Raw genomic sequence first — 26,649 nt, forward strand, 5'->3', positions numbered from 1 at the left:
CCGGGTACTAAGCCGCTACGTCACGTCCGCGACCCGGAATCAGGCCGTGGTCTCCGGAGCGTAGACCAGCACCTCGCCGTCGCCCGAGACGCTGACCTCGAAGCCGTCGTGGGAAGGTTACGGTGCAGTCCGACGCGGACTCGCCGTGTCGAACCAGCGAATCCAGCGCGTCGGAGTCGACGGTGTCGTAAAGGGGCCCGACTTCGGCGGGCTCACAGCCGGCGGCGTCGGCCAGGAGTTCCGCGACGGCCGTACTCGGGTCGACGACCGACCAGTCGAAGTGCCCCCGAGTAATCTGGCCCGGTCTGGCCGTCTCGGTTGCATCAAGTCCGACGTTGCTTTTACTCATTTCATCGTCACCTACGTACCACTATCGGCTGGGATGTCATATAGTCTCCCCATCATTATCAGCATGTGAAACAGCCGACAGAATCGGCAGAGTGGCGATCACAGCCCCGGAACCCAGGTAATCGCCGAACCCCGGTCCCCGTCCGGGAGAGTCGGTGCGGGAATCGACGGCCGGGCCGCTGACCGCGCGGCCTACAGGCCGGCGACGTCTTCGATGGCGTCCGTGAGCGCCCGGATGCTCTCGACGGTGTGTTCGCCCATGTGACCGATGCGGAACGACTCCTCGCTCAGGTCGCCGTAGCCACTGGAGAAGACCATGTCGTACTGCTCGGAGACGGCGGCGGTGGTCTCGGCGACGTCGATGTCGCGGGTGTTCTCGACGCAGGTGACCGTCTGGGACTCGTATCCCGCCTCCGGGAAGAGACCGAAGTGCTTGCGGGCCCACTCGCGGGTGTACTCGGCCATCTCGCGGTGGCGCCGGTCGCGGGCCTGGTGGCCCTCCTCGAGCATGTGTTTCATCTGTTTGCGGTAGGCAAGCATCAGCGGGATGGCCGGCGTCGAGTGGGTCTGGCCCTTCCGGTCGTAGTAGTCCAGACAGCGCTGGAAGCCGCCGTACCACGACGCAGAGTCCGTGTCCAGTTCGCGCTCGTAGGCGGCGTCGCTGACGGTGCAGACCGCCAGGCCCGGGGGCATGGCGAAGGCCTTCTGCGTGGAGGTGAAGATGCAGTCGATGTTGTGGGCCTCCACGTCGATGTAGTCCCCGCCGAGACAGGAGATGGCGTCGACGACGAAGTAGGTGTCCGGGTAGTCACCCAGCAGGTCGCCGATCTCCTCGATCGGGTTGCGCACGCCGGTCGAGGTCTCGTTCATCACCGCGCCGACGGCGTCGTAGTCGCCCGACTCGAGCGCCGCCTGGATGTCCTCGGGCTTGACGGCCTCGCCCCACTCGTACTCGATGCGGTCGACGTCCTTGCCCAGGCGCTCGGCGACGTTGGCCTGGCGCTCGCTGAACGCGCCGCTCGTGGGGACGAGCATCTTCTCGTCGACGAGGTTGAGCGTCGTCGCCTCCCAGAACTCGGTCCCCGACGCCGTGAGGACGATGACGTCGTTGTCCGTATCGAGGAACTCCTTCGTGTCCTCGACGATGGTGGTGTAGAGGTCGGTCATCCGGTCCATCCGGTGGCCGAACATCGGCTGGGCCATCGCGTCGATGACGTCCTCGCGGACCTCGGTGGGGCCGGGGAGATACAGCGTCTTCTCTGGATAGTCGTCGGTATATTCGCGTTTCGGTCACGGGTGACACCTCGATACCTGGCCCCTCGTAGCCAGGTGGCATGGTAGTTTTGATACCGGCGCGGTCAGGTCTCGAGGAGACCCCGAATTCTGCGGGCGGCAAAGAGCAGGAGGGCGGCGTAGACCACCGGGCCGACGAGGACGCCAAACCCCACGGGCCGCCCGCCGAGTGCGGCGACCACCCAGAGGGCGAAGGGCGCGAGCGCGAGCAGCTGGACGCCCCGGTCGACGGCGTCCGCGAACGTCTCGCGCTGGGCGGCCAGGTAGCCGACGGCGACGACGGCGACGAGGTACAGCAGCGTGACCCCCGGCGGCGAGACGACCGGGAGCGTAAACAGGGCGACGGCCCCGAGCACGATGCCGGCGGCCGACGGGCCGTACTCGCTGTCGCCGACGACGACCAGGACGTCGTCCGTGTCGCCCCGTTCCAGGACCGACGCCAGGTCCGACCCGCCCGCATCGACCGGTTCCTCGAAGTCCGCGCCACAGTGCATACACCAGGTGGCCGTCGAACTCACCTTCTCGTTACAGTGGGGACAGCGAGGGTCAGGGCGCATTGTCCGTGCTGTCGTCGGTCGTGAAGTTAGCCGTTTGGGTCGGTGGGGCAGACTCGGGAGCCTGTACAGTGGCACGGATGCTAGTGTGTCAGAACGCGTCGGCTGAAACCGGGCGGTCGGCCAGCACGGCCGGACCGAAAGCGCGGGGGGCTTGCTGGCCGCTCACTCCCGATACGTTTACCTAAACACGACCACCGGCGGAGTGCGCACATTCAAATCGGAGTACGCACAACGGTGGGTATGGACTGGGTCGAACGGGCCGGGGACCTCCTGTACGACGGGGAAACCGTCGAGACGGAGGTCCGCGTGGGTACGGGCGGCCTCGTGGTGACGAGTCACCGCGTGCTCGCGTTCACGCCCGACCGCGACGGGCCGAACTACCGCGCCGTCGACCGGCCGAACGTCGAAGGCGTCGACGTGACGACCAGCGGCGAACCGACGTTCCTAGAGCAGGGCATCAAGGCACTCGTCGCCGGCGTCGTCCTCGTCGCGGCGGGGCAGTTCGTCAGCTTCGACAGCATGGTCGCGGGCGTCGCTGTCGACGGCGGCCAGGCGGCCAGCGCCGTCGGCATCGGCCAGATGCTGGGGCTGCTCCAGACCATGCTGACGCTACTGGCCCAGCTCGACGACCTCATGCAGCTGTTCGGCGGCCTGGCGCTGGCGCTCGCGGCGGTCGTGCTGGGCGTGTACGCGTGGAGCCGGGAGCGCGTCCTCGTCGTGCGCGTGGCCGGCGGCGAGGACGTCACGCTGTCGGCGCCCGCCGACGAGGGCGTCGTCGACCGAGTCAGGGCGGCCCTCCGCCCCGGGGACGCCCCCGCCGACGGCCCGCTCCCGTGACGTTCAACTCCGCCGAGCGCCAACCCCGGGGTGATGGACACAGCGGCGGTCCGCGACCGAGCCGGTGAACTCCCCGCGAGCCGGGCGTCTACCAGTTCGAGACCGACGCGGACAGGGTGCTCTACGTCGGGAAGGCCGTCGACCTGCGGAGTCGCGTCCGGTCCTACGGCGACCCCCGGGGGACCCGCATCGCGAAGATGGTCGCGCGAGCCGACCGCATCGACTTCGCGGTCACCGACACGGAGACCCAGGCGCTCCTGCTCGAGGCCAACCTCATCAAGCGCCACCGGCCGCCCTACAACGTCCGCCTGAAAGACGACAAGTCCTACCCGCTGGTGCAGCTCACCGACCACCCCGTCCCGCGAATCGAGGTGACCCGCGACCCCGCGGAGGGAGCGACGGTGTACGGCCCGTTCACCGACAAGGGCCGCGTGGAGACAGTCATCAAGGCGCTCCGGGAGACATACGGCCTGCGGGGGTGTTCGGACCACAAGTACAGCACGCGCGAACGCCCCTGTCTGGACTACGAGATGGGTATCTGTACCGCCCCCTGTACCGGCGAGATCAGCGACGAGGCGTACGCCCAGGACGTCGAATCGGTGACCCGCTTCTTCGAGGGTGAGACTGGCATTCTGGCGGACCCCCTGCGCCGGGAGATGGAGGCCGCCGCCGCGGCCCGGGAGTTCGAGCGGGCCGCCAACCTCAGGGACAAGCTCGACGCCGTCGAGGCGTTCCACAGCGGCGGGGACAGCGCCGTCAGCGACACGACCCACTCGGAGACGACCGACGTGCTCGGCGTTGCCGTCGAAGGCGAGCGTGCCATCGTCGCCCGCCTGCACGCCGAGGGCGGCAAACTCGTCGACCGGTCCCGGCACACGCTCGACGCCCCCGACGACGAGGGCGCCGCGGGCGTCTACCGGGCGTTCATCCCGCAGTACTACGCCGAACGCGAGTTGCCGGACGCCATCCTCTGTGCGGAAGCCCCCGCCGACGCCGAACTGGAGGGGTGGCTGGCGGGCGAGGGTGTGGCACTGCGGGTCCCCGGCGCCGGCCGGGAGGCGACGCTGGTCGACCTCGCCCTGAAGAACGCCCGCCAGCGGGGGGGCACCGACGACGGTGTGGGACGACTCGCCGACGCGCTCGGTATCGCCCGGCCCGAACGCATCGAGGGCTTCGACGTGAGCCACGCCCAGGGCAGGAGCGTCGTCGGGTCGAACGTCACGTTCGTCGACGGCCGGTCGGAGACGTCGGGCTACCGGCGGAAGAAACTCACCGAACGCAACGACGACTACGCGAACATGCGTGACCTGGTCCGGTGGCGGGCGAGACGTGCCCTCGAAGGCAGGGACGACAGGCCCGACCCGGACCTGCTGCTCATCGACGGCGGCGACGGCCAGCTGGGCGCGGCCCGCGACGCGCTGGCCGAGACGGGATGGGACGTCCCGGCCATCGCGCTCGCGAAAGACGAGGAACGCGTCGTCACGCCCGACGGGGTCTACGACTGGCCCGACGACGCCCCGCACCTGCACCTGCTCCAGCGCGTCCGGGACGAGGCCCACCGCTTCGCCGTCCAGTACCACCAGACGCTCCGGGACGACGTCTCGACGGCGCTCGACGACGTGCCCGGCATCGGCCCGAAGACGCGGACCCGCCTGCTCCGGCGCTTTGGCAGCGTCGACGGCATCCGGGCCGCGTCGGTGGACGAACTGACCGCCGTCGAGGGCGTCGGCGAGGCCACGGCGGAGACGATTCGGACCCGGCTGGGCTGATTCTGTATAGCGGTTATCGATATATTGCTCGAAACCGTCGAGCTGTGCGTGAGTCGCCAATAACGCCCATTTCGTGGGTTTCAGTCGTCCTCTGTCCGGTGCAACGCGGCGCCGTCCGAACCGCCGCTCGCGAGGCGACACTCAGTCGGGGCGCTGACCGCAGGCGTAGTGACAGACGGCTGGCGGTCGTCGTCGAGACAACTCCGTCGTCGTAGTCGTCAGTGCCCGGCCAGCACCGCCAGGCGGGCAGCCGGTGGCGCGGCCGCGCTGATCGTGCCCCTGGCAAAGTCCGTGGGTAGTCTACCACCGCCGCCCGCCTGGGCCAGAACGGCGGGGGTGGCCGTACGTGCTAGCTCTCTCCGGGACCCGTCGTCGACGTCGAAGGGGCTTCTCGACTGACCTCCCGCGTGGCAGACGGTAACACTCAGCCAGACACGCGACCTGGCTGCGGGGGAACATCATCGCCGTCCCCGGAACCCACCCAGTGAAGAGGCCGCCGGGTCGGATTTGAGTCGCCAGCAGGTCGGAGAGTCCCAACTGCCGTGTCGCGCGGCCGTCGGACTGCGGCCAAGTCCCTCAGAGCGTGCTCAAGGCGGTCTATCGCCGACCCCTGTCGCTTCGCTGACCGGCCGAGAGAGCGCTTCAGGGAAGTGGATTCCCTCGCCGGGGGGTGGTTGGGGGAATTCGTCCGATTTCGACCCCCAGAGCCGACTGAGAGTGTATTCTCTGGTCGATAGGTATCGGTTGGCGTCTGACGCTGTATATCAGTGGCCGCTATACGAAATCGGCCGCTGGCCGGTGCAGGCGGACACAGAACGGCTCCGGGAAAGAGCGCCAGTCGTCATCCGGAAACTCGGCACCCGAGCCCGACGAGGGGGCCACCGAAGCGATTTCAACGGCCCCCACCTAGCCCTGGCCATGCACCCTGGACGACGACTCGCGATGGCGGTCGTCGGGATCGCGTCGCTCTGTGTCTACGTGCTGGCGGCGGGGGTCGGCTACCGCCTGTTCGTCGAGCTGTGGGCGCGCCGCCCCTCGCCGGCGGTGGCAGCGATTGCGATACTGTCCGGGGCCGTCCTCTTCGGCCTGGTGAGTTACTGGGCCGGGACGACACAGCTCAAGCGGTCGCTGGACGCTGTCGAACTCCCGTACGCCCGCGCACCGGGCGTCTACCAGCGCCTGGCGTGGCTCACCGAACGCATGGACGTCCAGACCCCGCGGCTGCTCGTCGCCCGCCTGCCGGTGCCAAACGCCTTCGCGGTCGGCGGGACCCAGGGAGCGATCGTCGTCGACAGCCGGCTGTTCGGTTTCCTCTCGGGAGACGAACTAGAGGCGCTGTTCGCCCACGAGTGGCACACCTCGAGAACCGGGATGCGCTGGTCCAGACGCTCGCCTACAGCCTGTTCCAGAACCTCGTCGGGCTCGTCGTCGTGCTCGTCCTCCCGCTCGTGATTCTGGCCGGTGGCATCGCCAGGGCGCTGGCACTGGTCCGGGGGCGGCCGGACCGGTGGACCGAGTCGCTGCTCGGGCGGGTCCAGCACAGCGCGCTCGGGGTCGTCGGGCTCCTGACCGTTGCCCTGACGCTGCTCGTCCTCGCGTACTCCCGCCGGCGGGAGTGGGCGGCCGACGACCGGGCGGCGGCGGTGACGGGCAACCCCCTCGCGCTCGCGCGGGCGTTACGGAAGATCGAGCGCGCATCGACGCCGGACCTGGGGCTGTTGACGCCACTGTACGTCCACGGCGAGGACGACAACGCGCTGTCGCGGCTGCTCTCGACACATCCGCCGATGGACGAGCGCATCGACCGACTCGTCGAGCGCGCAGAGCGCGATGGCGTTCCGATGCAGATTCGCCGCTGATCACGCGGGAAAGAGGTCACGGAGCGTCGTCCGGAGGTTCTCGCTCCCTGGCGTCTGGGGCACCTGCTGGACAACGTCGGCCTGGAGCCGTTCGAGTGCCTTCGAGGGCGATGTTCTGTCGAGCATCGGGCCGTACTTTAGCGCGACGCGGGGCGAGACGTCGAACAGCAGGTCGCGTTTGCCGACCAGCGAGTGCGTTATCGAGAGCGTCTCGACGGCCCCGGCGACGAACGTCTCGCGTGCCGCCGCCGACCCCGCGTCGATTGCCTCCGAGAGAAGTGCCTCGAGTTTCGCCTCCCGGTCGTGAATCGCGGGCGGATCGTCGAGATAGGTCGTCCCGTCGGGCAGTTCCGGGAGCATGCCGCGACGGGGGGCATACGAGAGGACGGCGCCGGCGAGCGGCGTGGTCGAATCCGGGAGTGGCACGTCCAGGCGCTTCGACGGGCTGGTGTCAGTGAAGACGACGACAGCGTGGGCGGGGTCGCCAGAGATGGCGCTCCGGTCGTCGGTCGCGGGCCGTTCGTAGCCCCGGGCGACGGCCTCTCTGAGCGTCGGCGGGACCGGACCGGTCTCCCCCCCGGAGTTCGACGTACACGACGACCGGTCCGCTGGCACTCGCTTCGAGTATCGTCCAGAGCGTCGGCACCGAATCGCGGGCGCTCGTCGACAGCTGGTAGCACGGACCGCCGACCTCGGCGGCCAGCAGCCGGGCCAGCGCACTCCCGTGCCACCCGGTCAGGTCGGCGACGTAGAACCACGGCAGTGGGAAGACCGGTCCGAAGGCTGCATCGCCCGCGTCCGGGTCCAGCGACGCCGGGACCAGGTCGAGGTACGCCGTCAGCGACGCGTGCTCGGGGGCGAAGTAGTCGCCAGCGGCGTCCGGAAGTGACACGTCAAGTCGGCAGTGGGGCGGAACGGCGGGCATACCCCCTGATTCGGCCGTCCCGGGGAAAACGATGCTGTCTCGCTCCATCCCCGAGAGCCGGGGTCCAGACGGCAGTGAGGCATTCGATATAGCGGTTAGAGGTTTATTCCCAGAACTGCTGGACGGTCCCTTGAACGGTAAAAACCGCTCTGTTCCGTCGAATCCGCACCCTCAGCCCTCGACAGCCGTTCGAATCTGTGCTGCGACGCGCCCGGGCCGTTCCCGTGGCGCCCAGTGGCCACAGTCGTCTAAGACGGTCAGCGTCGCGTCGGGAACCCGGTCGGCGGCCCGCTCGGCCCACGAGACCGGGAACAGCTGGTCCTCGGCCCCGTGGACGAAGTGGGCGGGCACCGAGACAGCGTCGAATCGGTCCCGGAAGGTCGTCCGGTAGCCCTCGGTGGTGATCTCGGCGGTCCGGAACCGCCGGAACGCCGCGCCCGCGGCCGGTCGCTGCACCTCTTCGAAGACGGCGTCGACGGCAGCGGCGGGGAGGCCTCGAGGTCGTGGACGATACCGCCCAGGCTGGCCCGCGTGAGGCCGCAGCTCCGCCGGAAGAGGGCGACGGCGATCTCGTTGAGGACCTGCACGCGAGCGAGCAGGTACGAGAGCCGGCCGTTCGGAAGCGTGGCACCCAGCCCGTAGGCGTCGACGGGGACCAGTCCGGTCACCGCGTCCGGCCGGTCGAGCGCAACCTGGATGGCGACCCCGCCGCCCAACGAGTGGCCGACCAACGTCGCGGGAGCCAGGTCAAGTTCCGCCAGGAAGCCGGCGACGACGTCCGCGTGGCGCTGGACCGAGTAGGGCCCCGGCGGCAGGTCGCTCTCGCCGTAGCCGAGCAGGTCCGGAACGACAACGGTGTGGTCGGACGCGAGTCTGTCGACGACCGGCGGCCAGGTGACGTCGGCCGCGTCGATGATGCCGCCGTGCAAGAGGACGACCGGGGGGCCGTCGCCGGCAGCGAGGTAGTGGATGCGGTCGCCGTCGACCGTGACGGTCGCGTCGGAGTCCATGGCCGAGCTTGGGCACGCGACACCGAAGCGTTTTGGGCGATACTGGAGTTGTCGGGCCGTTTCGGCGGCGAACCTGTGTGAGGGGAGTCCACCGTAGTATATTCTATTTCGCTATATCAAATCGAGATTCGGAAGCCGACCCCGACCACAGTAGAAAGGCAACGGAACGGCAACTGATTGTGGTCGGATGTGTCCAGCCTCGCATCGAGCAGTCGACGAGTGCAGTCCGGCACAGCCGGTCTGGACCGGCCGTCACCGGATTCTCGGCGGCGCCACCGGATGCTCTTGGTCGGGAGCGCGGGTGAGAACTGGCTACCTGGTGGTGTGCTGCCGACTCGGGCGAGGAAAGTCGCGGGCCGCCTCACTCGGTGCTCGCCGTCCGGGCGAGCAGCGTGTCGGTGATGCTATCGGCCCGCTGGATGAGCACCGAGCCGAGGATGCTCATCACGAGTACGTAGCCGACGGTGAACGCGGGGATGACCGTCCCGAGCCGGCCGGTCCCGATGCTGGCGGCGAGCGTCGCAAGGACGAGCGAAAACTCTCCCCGGGGGACGAGACCGAGACCGACCCGCAGCGAGCGCCGGGTCGAGAGGTCGTAGACCCGTCCCGAGAGCGAGCCGCTGGTGAACTTCGCGAGCGTCGTGAAGACGACCGCGACGGCGACGATGCCGGCGACGCCGGCCACGAGGGTCACGTCCGTCGTCAGCCCGATGCTGAAGAAGAACACCGCTGCGAAGATGTCACGCGCGGGCGTGACGACGTGTTCGATGCGCTCGACGTGACTGGTCTGGCTCAGGCCCGTCCCGAGGAAGAACGCGGCGACGGCCTCGCTGACCCCGAGTGCGAGCGCCGCACCGGCCACGAGCGTCGTGAGGCCGACAATGCGCAGGACAAACAGCTCGTCGGACGTGGTGTCGAAGACCCGGTCGAGCCAGCCCGCGCCGTACCAGGCGACGGCCGCGAGGCCGCCCAGGAAGAGAAACGCCGTCCCGACCGAGACCAGTCCCTCGCGGAGGCCGCCGCCACCGGTGATGGCCGCGAGCAGGGCCAGGTAGACCGCGATGAGGATGTCCTCGAAGACGAGCGTCCCCAGGATTGGGCTGGACTCGTCGTTGGCGATCCAGCCCTCCTCGATGAGCGACTTGGTGACGACGGCGCTCGAGGAGATATAGACGATGCCGGCCAGGAAGAGCGTCTCGACGACGGTCCACCCGAGCGCCAGGCCGATGGCCGCGCCGACGCCGAAGTTGACGACGAAGTCGAGGCTTCCGACGGTGGTGATGCGCTTGCGGTCCTCGAGGAGCTGGTTGACGCTGAACTCCAGGCCGAGGAAGAAGAGGAGGAAGACCACGCCCAGTTCGGCCAGGACGTCGATGAACTCTCTGTCACCCACGAGGGCAACCGGGACGCCGAGCACCGACGTCGGTTCGTTCGGGCCGAGGACGATGCCGACGACGATGTAAGCCGGGATGACCGAGAGGGTGCCACGCGTCGCGGCCGCCCCGGCGACGGCGATACCGGTCAGCGCGATGCCGACCTCCAGCAGCAGCTCGGCCATCAGTCGCCGTCCGCTTCGACCAGCGCTTCCAGGGCGTCGAGTTCCTCGCGGGTCCCCAGCGCGACGAGGATATCGCCCGCGTGGAACGAGTCGTCGGGATCGGGGTTGGGAATCGTCTCGCCCCCGCGCTGGATGGCGATGACGGAGGCTCCCGTCCGCTTGCGCAGGTTGGCGTCGGCGAGCGTCTGGCCGTCCAGGCCACACCCCGTCTCGACGTCGACCCACTCGATGATGGCGTCGCCAAGCGGGACGTCGACGTCGCTCAGCTCCACGGGCTGGAAGTACGCTCCCTGGATGATGGCACCGACCTCGCGGGCGCGCTGGCCCGAGAGCGTGAAGAGTCGCTCGGCGTCCGCGTCGGGGTCGGACTTGTGGAAGAACTCGCGTTTGCCGTCGTGGTGCAACACCAGGACGAGGCGCTCCCCGCCGTCTAAGTCGACCTCGAACTTCTTGCCGACGCCGGGGACGTCGGTCTCGTAGACGGTCATACCGGAGTAACTCGGCGAGCGGAGATAAATTTCGGGCCCGTGGCCGTCACTCGACGGCGAGGATCTCGACCTCGAAGGTCAGCGTCTCGCCGGCCAGGTCGTGGTTGAAGTCGACACGAACGACCTCGTCGTCGACGTGAGAGACAGTGCCCGGGAGGCCCTGTTCGGTCTGGATCTGCATGCCCTCCCGGGGCGTGTGGCCCTCGACCATCGCGGCGAAATCGTCGGCGTCGTACTCGACGACCCGATCTTCGCTTCGCTCGCCGTACCCCGCTTCGGGCGGGATGGTGACGGTATCGGTGTCGCCCTCAACCATTCCTTCGAGGGCATCGTCCAGGCCCTCGATGACCTGGCCGGACCCGACCTCGACCGTGAGCGGACTGAACTCGCGGGCCGTCTCAAGGCCCGCCTCCTCGGCGACCGACTCGCGGGAGGTGTCGAAGACGGTCCCGTCGTCGTGGCGACCGACGTACTCGATGGTGACTGTGTCACCGGCAGTGATCGGCATAGCGGCGAGACGCGAAGGCGACTGATAAAGGACGGGGTCCGTGGCCGTCGCGCTCAGAACTCCGAGCGGGGCGCGGGAACGCCGCCGTCCTCGTCGCCGCCGTCGAGATCGAACTCCTCGCGGAGTTCGCGGATGCGGTCGCGGATGTCCGCGGCGAGTTCGAACTCCAGGTTGCTGGCAGCCTCCTGCATCCGTTCCTCCAGGTCAGCCACCATCCGGGCGGCCTCGTCCGCGTCGGCCGCGCCCTCGCCGGCGACGCCGCCGGTGTCGGTCTTGCTCCCGGGGAGGTTGGTCTCGCCGACGGCCTTCTCGATGGTCGTCGGTTCGTGCCCGTGTTCCTCGTTGAACTGTTGCTGGATGCGCCGGCGGCGCTGGGTCTCCTCGATGGCCGCGTTCATCGCGTCGCTGCGCTCGTCGGCGTACAGGACGACCTCGCCGTTGACGTTCCGGGCCGCCCGCCCCATCGTCTGGACGAGCGTCGTCTCCGACCGGAGGAATCCCTGCTGGTCGGCGTCCAGAATCGCGACGAGCGACACCTCGGGGATGTCCAGGCCCTCGCGGAGGAGGTTGATGCCCACCAGCACGTCGATCTCGCCCAGGCGGAGCGACCGGATGAGTTCGTGGCGCTCCAGCGTGTCGGTCTCGTCGTGCATGTAGGCGACGTCGATACCCGCCTCCTCCAGGTACTCCGTCAGGTCTTCGGCCATCCGCTTGGTGAGCGTCGTCACCAGCGTCCGCTCGTCGCGCTCGATGCGCTCGTCGATGCGAGCCATGAGGTCGTCGACCTGCCCCGTCGCCGACGAGACCTCGACGGTGGGGTCCACGAGGTGGGTCGGTCGGACGATCTGCTCGACGATCTGGCCGCTGTGCTCGCGCTCGTAGTCGCCCGGCGTCGCAGAGACGTACAACGTGCGGTCGGTCTTTTCTTCGAACTCCTCGAAGGTCAGCGGCCGGTTGTCGAACGCCGTCGGGAGGCGGAAGCCGTTCTCGACGAGGCTCTCCTTGCGGGACTTGTCGCCGGCGAACTGCCCGCGGATCTGGGGCAGGGTCTGGTGGGACTCGTCGACGACGGTGAGGAAGTCCTCGGGGAAGTAATCGAGCAGCGTGTAGGGCGCTTCGCCGGTCTCGCGGTCCGAGAGGTGGACCGAGTAGTTCTCGATGCCCGAGCAGTAGCCCGTCTCCTGCATCATCTCGATGTCGAAGCGGGTCCGCTCCTCGATGCGCTGGGCGGCGACGGCGTTCCCCTTGCGCTCGAAGTACCGGATGCGCTGTTCGAGCAGTTCCTCGATCTCGTCGATAGCGCGTTCGAGGCGCTGTTCGGGGATGGAGTAGTGCTCCGCGGGGTGGACCAGCGCCGCGGGTTCCTCCCGGACGACCGTCCCCTCCAGGGGGTCGACCTTGAGCATCCGGTCGATCTCGTCGCCCCAGAACTCCACGCGCAGCGCGTAGCGACCGTACATGGGGTAGATCTCGAGCGTGTCGCCCCGCACGCGGAAGGTGCCCTGCGTGAAGTCCACGTCGTTGCGCTCGTAGTTGAGGTCGACGAGTCGGCCCAGCAGGTCGTCACGGTCGATCTCCTGTCCGACCTCGAGCGAGAGGGACATGTCGACGTAGTTTCGCGGGTCACCGAGGCCGTAGATGGCCGAGACGGAAGCGACGACGATGACGTCGTCCCGCGTCAGCAGCGAGCGCGTCGCGGAGTGGCGCAGGCGGTCGATCTCGTCGTTGATCGAGGCGTCCTTGTCGATGAAGGTGTCCGTCTGCTCGACGTAGGCCTCGGGCTGGTAGTAGTCGTAGTAGGATACAAAATATTCTACTGCATTATCCGGGAATAGATTCCGAAATTCCTCATAGAGTTGGGCCGCTAAGGTTTTGTTGTGAGCAATAACCAACGTCGGTGTCTGTAATTCTTCAACTACCCAAGAGACGGTGTTGGTCTTGCCCGACCCCGTCACGCCCAGCAGGGTCTGTTTGTCCATCCCGTCGCGATACCCCGCGGCCAGTTGCTCGATTGCCTCGGGCTGGTCGCCAGCGGGGTCGAACGGGGCGTCGACCCGGAACTCGCTGTCTGCGTCCGGGCGGTCGATGGAGAGGGGGCTACCGGCGTCGGTCATTACCCGAGGGTAGGGCTGGATGAACTTGAGGCTAGCGAGAGTCTGAGCGGTAGTGTTTAGTGAAGCGGTATTCGGGTTGTAGAGCCAGAAAGCCCCACCCATGCCGGCTGGCCATCCGGCTTCGGGTGGGGCTGAAAGGCAGCGAGGGACCGGCGGTCCCTCGGGCCGTGCGAACGGGCACGCAGTGCCCGTGAGCAGAGGCCGTGCTATCGGCGAACCCCGACGACGTCACCGAAAGACGCGACGCGTCTTTCGAGATGCTGAAAATCGCCGCTGGCGATCTTCAGATCACAAGCACCTACCGGAGCGCAGCGAGTCGCGGGAGCCGATAGCACGGGGCTTTCTGGCTGTTCACGATCTGAATCCCTTAACTAAACACCGCCGTCTGAGCGGAGCGAAGACTCTCGAACCGGAGCGGCGATCAGCGGGAGCCGTGGAGGCTAGCGAGGCACACGAGCGAAGCGAGTGGGCCTCGACATGCGACGCGGGGAGCACCGCGACCCGCGGAGCACCGGGCGACGCGAATGGACCTCGAACTAGCGCAGCGGAGAGTCTTGCGGCCCACTGAGCGAGAGCTGAAACAAGTGAGAGAGTCCCCGCCGCGTCAGGGTTCCTGAGCCTCGAACGGGAGGTCACTGGGGTCCTCGACGACGAGCCACCACTTCTGGTTGCCGTCGGCGTGGCGGGTCTCGACGTGGTTGCGCCACGGTTCGAACCGGTCGAAGTCGCGTCCACAGATGTGACACCGGTAGTGATGTTTCGGCATGCCCGAGCTAACGGGCGCCGGCGCGATAGTAACGAGGGGCTTAACAGATCGGCTTGGGGTTGACCCCTAGGTTCTCCAGCGTCTCGAAGAACTCATCGTAGGCCGCCTCGACGACGGCGATCGCGGCGTCGCGGGCGCGCTCCCAGTCGTCCTCGCCTTCACAGACGGTATCGAGCAGGTCGCTGGTCTCCTCGCGCAGGTCGACGACGTCGCTCCCGGCGCTGCGGAACGTGCTCGCGGTCTGGGGGTCGGCCTGGCCGGTGAAGAAGCCGGTAAGCTGTTCTTTGATCTTCTTGTCGACGAGCGTCCAGGCGAGCAGGCCGCCCAGGCGGGCGACGGTCCCGTCGATGTCGTCGAGCGTGTCGTGCATCGCCGGCGTCCAGTCGGCGGGGTCGGCGTCGAGACTCACCAGGCGGTTCTCGGCGGCCTCGGCCGCGTCGGCAAACAGGGCCGCCGCTGTGTCGTCGGGCTCGTCGTCGGCCCAGGCCGCGAACGTCTCGCTGGCGGCGGCCTCGCGGGCGGCCGCGGCGGCGAAGACAGTGGCTTCGTCCATCTCGCCGCGCGTGTCGGCGTAGAGCGTCTTCGAGGAGCCGAGCCGCGAGAGCTCGGTCTGTTTGTCGTCCGTGACGTCGTCGATGAGAGCCGCTGTGTCCATACCCGTCACTGCGGGCGGACCGTGCTTGTAACCATCGTTAGCGCGACTGTCACGCTCGCGGGGCAGCGGCGTCGGCACTCGACGCGTCGCGGCTGAGGGGAGTAAGCCCCCTTCTGTTCGGGCCGGCATTCGGCTCAGCGGCCACGTCCGAGCGCTCTCGCGCGGTGTCGAACTACCTGTCGACGCGGCCTTGCACCGGAGAGGATTCGCCGTTCCATCGGTCCGTCGGGGGCGTTGGGCGCCGTCAGGCGGCCAACGTTGATCCTCGGTGGGTTAACTCCCCCTTCCTTCGGCAGCGTGGGGCGCAAAGCGGCCCACGGAAGCCTCGGTCGGGGTTCGCGCACCTCATCGGTCCCGCGACGACGTGTCGTTGCTGTTCCATCGCCGACGGTCTCCCGCCCCGGACTTGCGCCCGGTCACCTGTTCGACGGGTGGGGGGACTTTCCTCATGCCTCGCGGCACGGGAGCCGGCCTCCCTCTGCCAGTGGCGAGTAGACGACTGGCGCCGATAAGGCTTGCCCACCCACCTTTTTCCACGGGGGCATCGCGCTCGCCGTCGGCGAGCGCTCACCCCCCGCGCAAAAATCTGGATCAAAAAGGCCGGTCGCTCGCTGCGCTCGCGACCGGGGAACCGGCGGCGTCGCCGCCGGATGCTGGTTGTGGGCCTGCCTGTCCCCGTCGCCGGCGACGAGACGCCGGCGCGGCCACGGTAGTCGTTCGGTCACGTCGTCGTCTCGACGGTGACCCGAAAGAGCGCGTCTGCGGGGGTCAGTTGCAGGTCGCTGCGGCGTAGTACCGGGTCCGGTCGGCGTCGTCGGGGAGCCGGACCACCGAGGGGTCCTCGACGGTGGCGGTCGTCGTGACCGGGGAACCGGCGGCGTCGGCCTTCGTCACGGCCCGGTGGACCGGCGAGACGAACTCGAAGTCGTCGTGGCGGTGGACCGTCGCGTCGGCCGGGACGCTGTCGACGGGGGCGGCGGTCACAGTGACCGACACAGGCTGATCCGACGGGGAGGTCCCGCCAGTGGCAAAGAAGAACAGAGCGACCACGAGGAGGGAACCCAGGAGGACGGCGAGCAGCGGGCGGAGCGCCCGGGCGTCGGCGTTCGGGGAGGGCACGTGACGCATAGCTGGCGGTCGGAGCGCGACACCGGAGTGTCTTGTGATGGCTCGACAGGACAGGCGCGTCCCGGTCGGGTCACTCGATGGGCTCGACCACGGAGACCCGGCGGTCGGCGTCGACGGTCACCCGGAAACCGGCATAGCGGAACGTCACCCGGCCGTTCGTCCGGTCGCCCGCGAAGAGGGCGTCGAGCGCGTCCGGGTCGATCACGTCGGTCAGACTCGGGAGCGCCGTCGGGGCCGTCCCCGCCGCGTCCGCCACCGATTCGACGACCCTGCGACTCGCCTCGTCGACGGCCCCGTCGTTCGTCTCTGCTCGTGACTCCCGCTTTGGTCCCCACCTGTGAAGACATGACAGTCACACCTTATGTTCAACTGTACATAAAATCGCGTCAGACGCGCGTCAGCCGTCCGGCTCCCGTTGCGCCGGGCAACCGCACTCGAAAGTCGCCGCGACGCCCGTCGGCGAGCGTCCGGCAGGCTCAGTCGTCGGAGGCGAGCGGCTGGCCCTGGCCGTCGGTGGGCGCGGGCGAGGCCCCCATGTCGTCGTCCTCGGCGTAGGGGTACCACGTCATCTTCGTGTTGTGCATGTACGGGTCCTCGTAGTCCGTCTCCTCGGGTTCGACCAGGTCCGCGAGCGTCTCCTCGTCGCGGGCCTCGACGAAGTCCCGGAAGGTCTCTCGCTCGACGGCTTCGCCGTCTCGCCCTCGCTGTCCCTCCGGGACAGCGCGCTCCTCCCGCAGCTCTTTGAAGTTCTCGACGAGGTTCTTGATCGCACCGGGTACCTCGTCGGCGGGCACGCGCATCGCCACCCAGTCGGCGAAGCGCGGATCGTCGCCCAGGCCGCCGCCCAGGCCGATGTCCAGCGCCTCGACGGGTTCGCCGTCCTTGCGGGTCTTCATCCCGCGCAGGGAGACGTCGGCGATCTGGGGCTGGGCGCAGGAGGCGGTACAGCCCGAGAGGTGGATGTGGAACTCGTCGTGGTCGGCAGGCAGGTCGACGTTGTCGCGCAGCCAGCGGGCGTAGCGGACCTGACGGTTCTTCGTCTCCACGATGGAGAGCGAACAGAACTCCGTGCCCGTACAGGCGATCGAGCCGCGCATGAACGGCGAGGGGTCGGGTGAGTAGTCCTCGAGCAGCGGCTCTGCGAGGAACTCGTCGAGGTCTTCCTCGGCGATGTCCGTGACGATGACGTTCTGGCGCTGAGTCAGGCGGACCTCGCCGGAGCCGTACTCGTCGGCGAGTTCGGCCAGTTCCAGCGTGTCGTCGGCACCCATCCGGCCGACCAGGACGTTCAACCCGACGTAGTAGTTGCCGTCGGGCTGTTCGGTGACGCCGACGTGATCGTTGTGGCCGGCCTGCGTCCCGGTGTTGTAGGTGTACTGGTCGCGCATGTCCTCGCCGGCGGTGGGCAGCTCGAAGTCGACGAACTCCTCCTGGAGGACCGAGCGCATCTTCTCGGTGCCCCACTCGTCGACGAGGAACTTGATGCGGGCGTTGAAGCGGTCCTCGCGGTCGCCGTACTCGCGGAAGAGCGCGGACATGCCGTGGGCGACGTCGGCGGCCTGCTCCGGAGGCACCCAGACGTCCAGCGAGCGAGCCAGTCGCGGTTCCTTCCGGGAGAGGCCGCCGCCGACGCGGACGTTGAAGCCGAGTTCGCCGCCCTTCTCGGCGGGCTCGAAGGCCAGATCGTTGATGTCGCCCTGGCCACAGCCCTCGTCACAGCCGGTGATGGCGACCTTCCACTTCCGGGGGAGGTTCGCGTAGTCGTCGTTGCCCTTGAACGTCTCGTTGAGCTCCTGGGCGACCGGCCAGGCGTCGACGTGTTCGTGCTTGTCCTTGCCGGCGACGGGACAGCCGACGATGTTGCGCCAGGAGTCGCCACAGGCCTGCTGGGTCGAGAGGCCGACCGACTCCAGTCGCTCGAAGATCTCGGGGATATCCTCGAGTTTGATCCAGTGCAGCTGGATCGACTGGCGCGTGGTCCAGTCACAGTAGGCGTCGCCGAACTCGGGGTTCTCGGCGGGCCCCTGCGCGTACTCTTTGGCGACCTCGCCGATGACCTCGAGCTGGCCCGGTTCGATGACGCCGTTTGGCGTCCCGATGCGCATCATGAAGTACGACTCCTGGCCCGAACGCTGGTGGTACAGCCCCCACCACTTGAACCGCTCGAACCAGGCGTCCTGCTCGTCGTCCGGGATGGCCTCCCAGCCCTGCTCGGCGAACTCCATGAGGTGGTCGCGAATCTCGTTTCCGTAGACTTCGTCCTTCCAGTTCTCTACCTTGCTCGGCATCGTTAGTCGTACGCCAACCTCTAGAGAGCCGGCCTTATACGGTACACTTTGCCGTCAACCGTCTCCCCCACTGCCGGAAAACGGAAAATGTTGCTTACTCCTCGGGACGGGCCAGGCGGGTGCGCTTCGCCGGGAAATGGACGCTCTCGGGGACCACACCGTAGAACTCCCCCACATCCGGGTCTACGACGCGGCCGACGGTCAGCCAGTCCGTGACGCCACTGGCACCGCAAGCGATACACTGGCCGGCGATACGCGCCTGGATGTCCGGGTGGTCGACGCCGACCTCGACGAACCCCTCGGCGAGGAAATCGGTCGTCTCACACCCACAGAAGTCGCTCCGTGCCAGCAACCACAGGTCCGAGACGTTCACTTCGCGGGCGTCGTTCACCGAGATCCAGGCGCCGTCGTCGAGCTGGTGAACGTCGGTCGTCATTACATCTCATTAGGTCGCCGGCGTACCTTAGCCCGTCGCCGGTCGCAAGTTTCACCGGAGTCCGGGTCGTCGCGCTCCCGTCCGACGGTGCGTGTCACCCGCTGCCACGGAAAGCGGCGTGCACAAGATAGCGGAGTCTGTTGCCTGTAAGCCGCAGTGCTGGTCGTTGTTGCAGGGGAGAGCGCCGTTAAGGGGGACGGAGTGATATGAAGGGGTACGAACGGGCCGGACCGCGCCCGACCGAGAGAGCAACGATGACGAAGGCACACCAGACCCACGACGAAACCGACGCCGAGACCGACGCCGAAGCCGAAGCGCCCGCGACCGACCACCTCGAGGACGTCGAGGACGGCTGTGGCTGTACCGAGATCTGGGAGCACCTGAGCGAGGAGCGTGACCGTCCCGCCGACGACGACTGACGGGATGCTTTTATGAGTCCGCCGCCAACGGCCTACTGATGCCAGACGACCACGCACCGTCGACCGACCGGAAGTCCCCGGTCGGGAAGCCGGTCATCCGCGGCGACCCGGCGCTCACCGGCCAGCGGGCCAAGGAGGCCGTCGAGTTCGACCCGGACGACCCCGAGAGCCTCGCGCTCGCGGCCGAGACGGTGCGCCGGTTCTCCGAGAACACCGCCGGTGCCGACGACAACGTCTACATGCTCCGGGGCGCCGCGGCGTGTGCGGCGCTGGTCCGTGGCGAGGGGTCCTACAAGGACGCCGCCGCCCGCGCCGGCGGCGACGCCACCGTCTCCTTTATCCGCAAGTGGTCCCGGGTCCACGACCTGCCGCGCTCGATCCGCGTCCACGTCGCGAAAGGCGAGATCGCTCCGACGGCCGCGAAACACATCGCCCGCGTCTCCGGGGAGGCCCGCCTCCTGCTCGCGTGGGCCGCCCTCGATCACGACCTGACGGTCCGCCAGATCCGCGCGGTCGCAAGCAGGATCAACGACGGCGCGTCGGTCGAGGCCGCCCTCGCCGAGGAAGGGTACACGCTGGGCGAGCTCACCGTCAGCATCGACCGCGACGCCTACTGCAAACTCCGCCGCGAGGCGGCCCTGGACGCCACCGACCCGAGTGCCGTCATCACCGAGTCCCTCGAATCGACGCTCGGCGACGGATCGTAAGGCCTTAGCCGTCTGTCCACCCAGCGAGTATCGTGGGCCGGTACTCAGTTAGGCAGAGCGTCTGGCTTTTAACCAGATGGTCGGGGGTTCAACTCCCTCCCGGCCCGTTGTCCTGCGAACGACAGTGAGCAGTGACAACGCCACGGAGGGCGTTGAACCCTGGAAGTCGCAGCGGCCGACCAGCGGGAGGCCGACCGTCTTCCTCCGGTTCAACTCCCTCCCGGCCCGCTTCTGCGACAAAGACGAGACGTGACCGACGGGAGCGTCTCGAACTCCTGAGCGGTGACACCGCGAACGGACGTGCGAAGCGAAGCCGCCACTGGAGACCGGACCATTTACCACCGCGTCGGTGTACAGGGTCGGTATGAACCTCCGCTCGGAGTACGTCACGGACACGCTCGAACCGCTCGGCGTCGGCGTCGGGGCCTTCCTGGTCCTGGCGGCTCTGGGGACCATCGCGGGCGCGCCGTGGGCCACCCACGCCAGTGTGGCCTCGGCAGTGGTCCAGGTCGTCGGGGCGGTCCTGATGGCCGTCGTCGGACTCGGCCTCGCCTACGTCAGCTGGACGGGTCGGGAGTAAGCGCGCCGCCGGGGTCGAAAATCGGGAGTACAGCGGCAGTCGAACCGGCGAGTTCTCAGCCGCGGGTCGGCATGTAGGCCATCCCGAGGAGCAACACGGCGGCGATGCCGCTCAGGATAGAGACGCCCCAGAGACCGTTCTTGCGTTCGTGGAAGTAGTCCTGGCGCTCGAGTGCCGTCTGGTACTCCGGATACTCGTCGATGCTGACGACCTGGACCGTGCTGTGGTCCGGGAAGTGAGCGAAGTACTGCTGCCCGCTCAGCGTGACGTTGCCGCCCTCGCTGAGTTCGCGCGTCTGTTCCTCGGCGCCGGTCCACTCGAGGGTCGCCCCGCTCCCGGAGACGGCGGCGACGGTCGCCTGTTGGGTGCCGCTGTCGGTGGTGAGTTCGTACGTGTCGCCGGGCGAGAACGCCAGGGTCTCGGGCTCGGGGAGCCACTGCTCGAGCGGGCGGAGCGTCTCGTTCTCGCGGTAGACGACGTACTGGGTCCCGTTCTGGGTCGCCAGCGAGTTCCGGACTGCCGGGTCCTCGCGGAGCAGCTGGGAGACGTTGAACTGCTGGCGCAGGGTGAGCGTGCTGGTCTCGTTGTCAGTCAGCGCCAGGTACGTCTCGTTCTGGTACGTGGTCGTCGTGTTGTGCTCTACCGTCTGGGTGAATCTGGCGGACTCGTTCGTCCAGGCCAGTTCGGCGACCATCGACCCGCCGCCACCGTGTCCACCACCGCCGGACGCCAGGTGGATGTTCGATGCCGTGTAGGTCGTCCCGTCGACGCTGAACGTACTCTCGTTGGTCAGTTCGGCGGTCTCGTCGAGGTTCACCTCCGGCCGCTGACTCTCCGCGACGCCAATGTACGCGTAGGCTGCGACACTGACGACGAGGAAGAACACGAAGTATGCCGCGGCGGCTCGTCGTTGCATGTTCGAACGGTCGGTCGGCGCGCGGTTTAATGATTACTTTCGGCTGGACGGTGTAGCGGGGGCCTCGGTGGGCACATCGCACCTGACTGTGGAGCAGCGTCGTGCCTACTGGTCGAGCACCGTGGACCCGATGGCCCCGAGCAGCCGACGGCCCCGCACAGACGAGTTCAGGTTGGAGAGGGGAGTCCCTTCACGAGGGTACGCAGAGGAAGGGAGAGCTGTACCCACAATACAGGCAAAACAGTCACAGAATGCCAATATAGGAAACATTCCCCGTCTGCATGGTGATATAATCCGACAAAACAGTATAATAAACTCTAATGTGCACATATAATACTCCATCTAAGACATTTTTGGAACTGTTTTGATAAAAGTGTGCCTGTTAACCGAGACAGTGAGATAGTAGTGCTCTATTTAGGTTTTGATTTTGGACATACATCGATACTCTATCGAATTCGAGGCCCGACCACGTCGGCACACAGTGGCGGTCCGGAGCAACCGAACCAGAGATCGCAAGCCCGTGACGCTCTGTTGTCGGCCACCCCCAGCGGGTGGAATCCTCGGATCGAGACCGGAGGCTGCCATCACGATCCACGACCACGTAGGACGAGGAGTCTCGGTAGCCGGTCTGAAGGAGGAACAAGCGCCGTTTGGTCTCCGAGTGGACCAGTTCGGGTGTATTCTGACGCCGGAGCACCCGGGCCCGAGGAGCGTCGGCATGAGTACTCGGGAGGTTCCCCCTACGGGAACAACGATTTGTAAGCGCAGCGCATTGGCCTCACTATGTCACGCACGACCGGCGGAGGGGACGAACGCACTGGGCGAACGATTCGCTCGGTCGAGATCGCACTCAACATCATCGAGTTACTACAGGAACGGGGCCGAATCGGGGTCACGGAGATCGCGAACGACCTCGGACACTCGAAGAGTACGGTCCACAGTCACCTCCGGACGCTCGAGAAGCGACGGGTTCTCGTTCGAGAGGGGGACGGGTACCGGCTCAGTCTCCGCATCATCGACATGGCGACACGCGTTCGCGAACAGGTGGGCAACTACGACGTGATCGAACGGGAGGTCGACAAGCTGGCGACCGAGACCGGCGAGATCGCGCACTTCGGGATCGAGGAGTACGGGGAGGTCTACTACCTCTGCAAGGCGAGGGGCTCGCAATCGGTCGAGACGAAGTCGCGAATCGGGACCCAGCAACCGATGTACTCGACGTCCCTGGGAAAGACGATTCTCGCACACCTCCCGCCGGAGCGACAGGAACAGATCATCGAGTCCTGTCGTTTCGAACCGCACACCCCACACACCATCACCAGCCCCGACGCGCTCTACGAGGAACTCGAGACCACGATCGAACGCGGGTACGGCATCGACGACGAGGAGAACATCGAGGGGTTACGGTGCGTCGCTGCGCCAGTGAAAAACGGCGAGACGGTCCTGGGCGCCATCAGCATCTCGGGGCCGACGAGCCGGTTCACCGACGAGCGGCTCCACACAGAGCTCGCAGAACACGTCAAACGCGCGGCCAACGTCATCGAACTCAACACGAAGTTCTCGTAACCCCTCAGGGCAGGAGCCTCCCACCGGCGACCCGCGTTCGGTCCGCTCACCGACTGCACCGAGCGTTCGATGGACGAGCGCTCGCCCGGGAGAGTGGCGTGACGGTCCCGCAAGGACATGTCTGTCTACGTCGGGCCACGACCGGCACGGTTTCGGAATCCCAGTATACTTTAAGGAATCGCACGCGCTTGCACTCGTATGGACATCGCAGCGGTCGCTGGATACGCGTTGTCGTCACGAATCGACCGGACACAGGAACGGCAGTTCCACGGTGGGGTTCGCCGGCTGCACAAGCGAGACGTCGTGCTGGTCGTCGTCGAGACGAAAACCGGGGTTCGTGGCGTCGCGACGGCCGGTGCGAGCAGTTCGGCGATGCGAGAATACTTCGACGGGGACTCGCAGGGGACGTTCGCGGAGGTGATCGAGGGGCCCGTCGCGGACGCCCTGGAGGGCGAGCGTATCGACGAGATTCCCGACGCCCACGCACGCATCGACGAGGCTGGACTGCCACCACATCTACGGAAAGAGGCCGTCTCGGCTATCGACGTGGCACTCCACGACATCCGCGGGAAGGAACTCGGTGCCCCCGTCTACGAGCTGCTCGCCGAGGAGTACGACACCGAGGCGACCACAGAGCTCCCGCTGTACGCCAGCGCGGGGATGTACATGGAACCGGCGGGCTACGTCGAACAGGCCAAACTGCTCGAGGAGCTGGGCTTTATCGGATACAAGTACCGCCCCGGCATCGGCGCCGACGCTGACCGGCGGACGGTGGAGTTGCTCACCGAGGCCACTGGCGAGATGGAGATCATGCTCGACGTGCACACCTGGTGGAAGCTTCGCGATGGGTACGGCGATGCCGTCGTCCGTGAACTCGTCGAGCACGCGGACGAGCACGGTGCCTACTGGATCGAAGAACCGGTCGCGCCCGACGACCACGACGGCTACGTCGCCTTGGCCGAGGCCGGAGCACCGATGGCCGGCGGGGAGAGCGAGGAGTCCCCCGCGGGACTGGTGGCGCTCGGACGGACAGGGGCGGTCGACTTTTTGCAGGGCGACGTCAGACACCACGAGGGGTTCACCGGGTGTTGGACCGCCGTCGAGTTCTGCCAGGGCCGGGACGTAACGTTCGTGCCGCACAACTTCGGAACGTGGCTCGGACTGGTAGCCAACGCGCACCTCGTCGCGGCCGCACCGGAGGTCGAACTGCTGGAGTACCCGGTGTTCGAGCGAGACCCACTCCTCACGCCGCACGTCGACGGTGACCCGGGGATGTATCCGTTCGACCTCGCGTTCGACCTCCTCGAAGGCCAGCCATCGGTCGAGGAAGGAATCCTCACGGTTTCTGACGACCCGGGACTCGGCCTGGAGGTGAACCTGGACGTCGTCGACGAGTATCCGTTCATCGACGGGGCGTGGACGGAGTTCGACTACGAGGACGACTGAGCGAGAGACCGCGGACAACAGCGCACGACACGCCCACCCGTTGTAGGTCCAGTCAGAAGCCGCGGGACCGGAGCACACAGTCAGCGCGCACTTCCTGGTGGTTCTCGCAGCGTGTGCACAGATGCTGGCGAGGGACGATCAGCCGATGAGTCGGTCGATGTCGTCGTCGAGCTGGTCGTACAGCGCCTCCGCTCGCGTCTCGTCTTCCGCCGAGAGCGGACAGATCGGTTCCCGGACGTTGCCGCCGTGCAACCCGGCGAGTTCGAGTCCTTTCTTCACTGCGGAGATGCTGATGGCGCCAGCGAGTTCGTTGTTCGCGCCGGTCTCGTCGCGGAACCGCTGATACGGAAGGCAGATGTTGCGGAGCCGTCGGGCCCGTTCCCAGTCCCCCGCCGAGAGGGCGGCGAACAGTTCGAGGCCGACTTCGGGACGGAAGTTGCTGACCCCCGCAGAGAAGCCCTCGATACCCTCACCCCAGAACGCGACGGCGTACGGTTCGGCGAGTCCGTTCACCCACACCACGTCGTCTGTGCCGGCGGCGACCGCCGAGCCGAGTTTGACGCAGTCCTCCAGCGCGTACTTGATACCGACGACCCCATCGATTCGCGTGAGGTCGCCGAGGAAGTCGACGGATGGGTCGAAGCCTTTGACGTATGGGACGAGTGGGCGCTCGCTCGCGGCGTCGAGTTTTCGATAGTAGTCGAGGAGCCCCTGTTCGTGGACGAAGGTATGCGCCGGTGGCATCACCATCAGGGCGTCGACGCCGATCTCGTCGTACGCGCCGATCAACTCGGTTGCCTCGGGCGTACTTCCGCCAACGCCGGCGATGACACAGGCCGCATCTGGAAGCGCGTCGACGCTCGTCCGTGTTACCTCGACCCGTTCTGCCTTCGAGAGGGAGTGGTACTCGCTGATGTTCGCCGTCGCGAGGAACGTCCGGATGCCCTGGTCGTAGAGACACCGAGCGTTCTCACCGAGCTCGTCGTGCATCACCTCGAGTTCGTCGTCGAACGGTGTCAACAGGCCGGCAGCGACGCCACGGAGACGTGTTCGTACCTGCTCGGCAGACGATTGCATGCTATGACGGTAACGGTGAGATAGCATAAACCCATCGTCTGTGTGAACCGCCGACGGAGCGGAACATGAGCCGCCGGAAGGCCGACCGAGACAGTCCCTGAATCGACCCGGAGAGGGGCGTTCAGCCGGCACAAGCTATTTCGGCCACGCCGTGAATCGGTCTGTATGGAAATCGCAAGCATCGAGCCGATTCCGTTGTCGTATTCACTTCCAGCGGGCGAGGGACTGGGTGACGCTCGTGGGTTCGGCCACGAACGGGCGACGACGCTGCTCCGACTCGAGACCGACACGGGCGTCGTCGGCTGGGGCGAAGCGTTCGCCCCGGGCCCGATCGCGAGCGCGACCATCGAGGAGCTGTTCCGCGACGACGTGCTGGGGATGGACCCCTACGCGGTTGAGTCACTGGCCGAGCGCTCGTACGCCGACCCGTACCACTTCGGCGGGAGCGCCTTCGTCCAGAGCGCGGTCAGCGCAATCGACCTCGCGTGCTGGGACATCATCGGAAAGACGGTCGGGAAACCCGTCCACACACTGCTCGGTGGGACCGAGCGGACCACGCTCACGCCGTACGCCTCGACCATGTACTTCACCGAGAAAGACCGGCCCATCGAGGAGCCGATGCGCGAGGCCGTCGAAGCGGGGTTCACCGCGGCGAAGATAAAGATCGGCACCACGCTGGAGGAGGACGTCGAGCGTGTGCGAACCGCCCGCGGTATTCTGGGCGAGGACGGCCACCTGATGGTCGACGTCAACGGCAACTACCGACCCGACCAGGCGATTCGGACCGCGAAGGCCATCGAGGAGTACGATATCACGTGGATCGAAGAGCCGGTCCCGCCGGAGAACCTGAGTGGGTACCGTGAAGTGAAACAGCACGTGGACGTCCCAATCGCCGCTGGCGAGGCGCACTTCGGCCGCTTCGAGTTCAAACGACTCGTCGACGACCGCCTCGTCGACGTCGTCCAGCCCAACCTCGCCCGCTGTGGCGGGCTGTCGGAAGCACGCACCATCGCGAAGCTGGCGTCGGCCGAGAACGTCGGCGTCAGACCCCACATCTGGAACAGCGGCGTCGGCCTCGCGGCGGCCGTGCAGTTCGCCGCGAGCGTTCCCGACTATCCCAACACACGCAACGTCCCCGAGCCGATGCTGGTCGAGTTCGACCGCAGCGACAACCCGCTTCGGGACGGGATTCTCGAAGCCCCCTTCGACCCGACCGGTGGCTCTCTCGACGTCCCGCAGGAGCCAGGCCTGGGTATCACGGTCGACGAAGACACCGTCGAGACGTACCGCGCCGACGACTGACCGACGGCCGCTGTGACAGCACACGGAGGGTGAGTCGCACCCCCGACGGCACGGCCAGGATCGCGGTAGAGGAACCGACGGCAACTCAAGACGCGCA

Annotated in this window: 26 protein-coding genes, 1 tRNA gene, 1 other RNA gene and 3 pseudogenes; 11 read left to right on the plus strand and 20 right to left on the minus strand. The window is 67.2% G+C overall.

Annotation, left to right across the window (positions count from 1 at the left end; all coding sequences use genetic code 11):
- Nucleotides 1-7: 7 nt before the first annotated feature.
- The 3 genes from P1N55_RS10390 to P1N55_RS10400 all read right to left on the minus strand — a co-directional run bounded on the left by P1N55_RS10390 (nucleotide 8) and on the right by P1N55_RS10400 (nucleotide 2,198).
- Nucleotides 8-349 (minus strand): HalOD1 output domain-containing protein, encoded by a 342-nt coding sequence (locus P1N55_RS10390; RefSeq protein WP_276275556.1) that lies wholly within the window; start codon nucleotides 347-349, stop codon nucleotides 8-10.
- Between the two features lie 191 nt (nucleotides 350-540).
- Complete coding sequence (locus tag P1N55_RS10395; RefSeq protein WP_276278708.1) at nucleotides 541-1,599, minus strand: pyridoxal-phosphate-dependent aminotransferase family protein; 1,059 nt, start codon at nucleotides 1,597-1,599, stop codon at nucleotides 541-543.
- A gap of 107 nt (nucleotides 1,600-1,706) precedes the next feature.
- A complete protein-coding gene (locus P1N55_RS10400; RefSeq protein WP_276275557.1) occupies nucleotides 1,707-2,198 on the minus strand; it encodes a zinc ribbon domain-containing protein in 492 nt (163 codons plus the stop codon).
- 240 nt (nucleotides 2,199-2,438) lie between these two features.
- Between P1N55_RS10400 and P1N55_RS10405 the strand changes: the two genes are divergently transcribed.
- From P1N55_RS10405 to P1N55_RS10415, 3 genes and pseudogenes are all read left to right on the plus strand, one after another.
- On the plus strand, nucleotides 2,439-3,035 hold the full coding sequence (locus P1N55_RS10405; protein WP_276275558.1) for a hypothetical protein: 597 nt from the start codon (nucleotides 2,439-2,441) through the stop codon (nucleotides 3,033-3,035).
- Nucleotides 3,036-3,068: 33 nt separating this feature from the next.
- Nucleotides 3,069-4,804: pseudogene (locus P1N55_RS10410) on the plus strand (excinuclease ABC subunit C).
- Between the two features lie 942 nt (nucleotides 4,805-5,746).
- Nucleotides 5,747-6,663 (plus strand): annotated as a pseudogene (locus tag P1N55_RS10415) (M48 family metallopeptidase).
- Here P1N55_RS10415 and P1N55_RS10420 read toward each other — a convergent pair.
- The 15 genes and pseudogenes from P1N55_RS10420 to P1N55_RS10485 form a co-directional block, all read right to left on the minus strand.
- Nucleotides 6,664-7,089 (minus strand): hypothetical protein, encoded by a 426-nt coding sequence (locus P1N55_RS10420; RefSeq protein ID WP_276275559.1) that lies wholly within the window; start codon nucleotides 7,087-7,089, stop codon nucleotides 6,664-6,666.
- Nucleotides 7,090-7,114: 25 nt separating this feature from the next.
- Nucleotides 7,115-7,588, minus strand: coding sequence for a hypothetical protein (locus tag P1N55_RS10425; protein ID WP_276275560.1), 474 nt, complete (start codon nucleotides 7,586-7,588; stop codon nucleotides 7,115-7,117).
- Between the two features lie 171 nt (nucleotides 7,589-7,759).
- The gene (locus P1N55_RS19950) at nucleotides 7,760-8,044 is read right to left on the minus strand and encodes an alpha/beta fold hydrolase (RefSeq protein ID WP_407067181.1); all 285 of its coding nucleotides are present in this window, start codon (nucleotides 8,042-8,044) and stop codon (nucleotides 7,760-7,762) included.
- 152 nt (nucleotides 8,045-8,196) lie between these two features.
- Nucleotides 8,197-8,598 (minus strand): annotated as a pseudogene (locus P1N55_RS19955) (alpha/beta fold hydrolase); the annotation flags it as partial.
- 361 nt (nucleotides 8,599-8,959) lie between these two features.
- The gene (locus tag P1N55_RS10435) at nucleotides 8,960-10,156 is read right to left on the minus strand and encodes a cation:proton antiporter (RefSeq protein ID WP_276275562.1); all 1,197 of its coding nucleotides are present in this window, start codon (nucleotides 10,154-10,156) and stop codon (nucleotides 8,960-8,962) included.
- Entirely contained in the window at nucleotides 10,156-10,644 is a 489-nt protein-coding gene (locus tag P1N55_RS10440; RefSeq protein ID WP_276275563.1) for a cation:proton antiporter regulatory subunit, read from the minus strand. Before P1N55_RS10440 ends, P1N55_RS10435 begins: the two co-directional genes overlap by 1 nt.
- Before the next feature lie 46 nt (nucleotides 10,645-10,690).
- Nucleotides 10,691-11,152, minus strand: coding sequence for an FKBP-type peptidyl-prolyl cis-trans isomerase (locus P1N55_RS10445; RefSeq protein WP_276275564.1), 462 nt, complete (start codon nucleotides 11,150-11,152; stop codon nucleotides 10,691-10,693).
- Nucleotides 11,153-11,205: 53 nt separating this feature from the next.
- Nucleotides 11,206-13,266, minus strand: a complete 2,061-nt coding sequence (uvrB, locus tag P1N55_RS10450) for an excinuclease ABC subunit UvrB (RefSeq protein WP_276275565.1) — start codon at nucleotides 13,264-13,266, stop codon at nucleotides 11,206-11,208.
- A 604-nt stretch (nucleotides 13,267-13,870) separates the two neighbouring features.
- Nucleotides 13,871-14,032: a hypothetical protein gene (locus tag P1N55_RS10455; RefSeq protein ID WP_276275566.1), complete on the minus strand. Its 162-nt coding sequence runs from the start codon at nucleotides 14,030-14,032 to the stop codon at nucleotides 13,871-13,873.
- A gap of 40 nt (nucleotides 14,033-14,072) precedes the next feature.
- Entirely contained in the window at nucleotides 14,073-14,687 is a 615-nt protein-coding gene (locus P1N55_RS10460; RefSeq protein ID WP_276275567.1) for a rubrerythrin family protein, read from the minus strand.
- A 90-nt stretch (nucleotides 14,688-14,777) separates the two neighbouring features.
- Nucleotides 14,778-15,170: RNase P RNA component (gene rnpB, locus P1N55_RS10465), an RNA gene on the minus strand.
- A gap of 285 nt (nucleotides 15,171-15,455) precedes the next feature.
- On the minus strand, nucleotides 15,456-15,815 hold the full coding sequence (locus P1N55_RS10470) for a hypothetical protein (RefSeq protein WP_276275568.1): 360 nt from the start codon (nucleotides 15,813-15,815) through the stop codon (nucleotides 15,456-15,458).
- Between the two features lie 70 nt (nucleotides 15,816-15,885).
- On the minus strand, nucleotides 15,886-16,167 hold the full coding sequence (locus P1N55_RS10475; RefSeq protein WP_276278709.1) for a HalOD1 output domain-containing protein: 282 nt from the start codon (nucleotides 16,165-16,167) through the stop codon (nucleotides 15,886-15,888).
- A 124-nt stretch (nucleotides 16,168-16,291) separates the two neighbouring features.
- Complete coding sequence (locus P1N55_RS10480) at nucleotides 16,292-18,103, minus strand: nitrite/sulfite reductase (RefSeq protein ID WP_276275569.1); 1,812 nt, start codon at nucleotides 18,101-18,103, stop codon at nucleotides 16,292-16,294.
- A gap of 94 nt (nucleotides 18,104-18,197) precedes the next feature.
- A complete protein-coding gene (locus P1N55_RS10485; RefSeq protein ID WP_276275570.1) occupies nucleotides 18,198-18,539 on the minus strand; it encodes a hypothetical protein in 342 nt (113 codons plus the stop codon).
- Nucleotides 18,540-18,793: 254 nt separating this feature from the next.
- On the opposite strand from P1N55_RS10485, the gene P1N55_RS10490 reads away from it, so the two are divergent.
- The 5 genes from P1N55_RS10490 to P1N55_RS10510 all read left to right on the plus strand — a co-directional run bounded on the left by P1N55_RS10490 (nucleotide 18,794) and on the right by P1N55_RS10510 (nucleotide 20,245).
- Nucleotides 18,794-18,958: a hypothetical protein gene (locus tag P1N55_RS10490; RefSeq protein ID WP_276275571.1), complete on the plus strand. Its 165-nt coding sequence runs from the start codon at nucleotides 18,794-18,796 to the stop codon at nucleotides 18,956-18,958.
- A 38-nt stretch (nucleotides 18,959-18,996) separates the two neighbouring features.
- Nucleotides 18,997-19,665: a DUF7119 family protein gene (locus P1N55_RS10495; RefSeq protein ID WP_276275572.1), complete on the plus strand. Its 669-nt coding sequence runs from the start codon at nucleotides 18,997-18,999 to the stop codon at nucleotides 19,663-19,665.
- 34 nt (nucleotides 19,666-19,699) lie between these two features.
- Nucleotides 19,700-19,772 (plus strand) — tRNA-Lys (locus P1N55_RS10500).
- A gap of 17 nt (nucleotides 19,773-19,789) precedes the next feature.
- On the plus strand, nucleotides 19,790-19,918 hold the full coding sequence (locus P1N55_RS10505; RefSeq protein WP_276275573.1) for a hypothetical protein: 129 nt from the start codon (nucleotides 19,790-19,792) through the stop codon (nucleotides 19,916-19,918).
- 111 nt (nucleotides 19,919-20,029) lie between these two features.
- On the plus strand, nucleotides 20,030-20,245 hold the full coding sequence (locus P1N55_RS10510) for a hypothetical protein (protein ID WP_276275574.1): 216 nt from the start codon (nucleotides 20,030-20,032) through the stop codon (nucleotides 20,243-20,245).
- Between the two features lie 55 nt (nucleotides 20,246-20,300).
- Here the strand turns inward: P1N55_RS10510 and P1N55_RS10515 are convergent, their stop codons facing one another.
- Entirely contained in the window at nucleotides 20,301-21,161 is an 861-nt protein-coding gene (locus tag P1N55_RS10515) for a hypothetical protein (RefSeq protein ID WP_276275575.1), read from the minus strand.
- Nucleotides 21,162-21,944: 783 nt separating this feature from the next.
- On the opposite strand from P1N55_RS10515, the gene P1N55_RS10520 reads away from it, so the two are divergent.
- Nucleotides 21,945-22,727 (plus strand): IclR family transcriptional regulator, encoded by a 783-nt coding sequence (locus P1N55_RS10520; RefSeq protein ID WP_276275576.1) that lies wholly within the window; start codon nucleotides 21,945-21,947, stop codon nucleotides 22,725-22,727.
- Between the two features lie 198 nt (nucleotides 22,728-22,925).
- On the plus strand, nucleotides 22,926-24,173 hold the full coding sequence (locus P1N55_RS10525) for a mandelate racemase/muconate lactonizing enzyme family protein (protein ID WP_276275577.1): 1,248 nt from the start codon (nucleotides 22,926-22,928) through the stop codon (nucleotides 24,171-24,173).
- A 138-nt stretch (nucleotides 24,174-24,311) separates the two neighbouring features.
- Here the strand turns inward: P1N55_RS10525 and P1N55_RS10530 are convergent, their stop codons facing one another.
- The gene (locus P1N55_RS10530; RefSeq protein WP_276275578.1) at nucleotides 24,312-25,250 is read right to left on the minus strand and encodes a dihydrodipicolinate synthase family protein; all 939 of its coding nucleotides are present in this window, start codon (nucleotides 25,248-25,250) and stop codon (nucleotides 24,312-24,314) included.
- A 165-nt stretch (nucleotides 25,251-25,415) separates the two neighbouring features.
- Between P1N55_RS10530 and P1N55_RS10535 the strand changes: the two genes are divergently transcribed.
- Entirely contained in the window at nucleotides 25,416-26,552 is a 1,137-nt protein-coding gene (locus tag P1N55_RS10535; RefSeq protein WP_276275579.1) for a mandelate racemase/muconate lactonizing enzyme family protein, read from the plus strand.
- The last annotated feature ends 97 nt before the right edge of the window (nucleotides 26,553-26,649 follow it).

This window comes from Haloarcula regularis (assembly GCF_029338315.1).
In the GTDB taxonomy this organism is placed as follows: domain Archaea; phylum Halobacteriota; class Halobacteria; order Halobacteriales; family Haloarculaceae; genus Haloarcula; species Haloarcula regularis.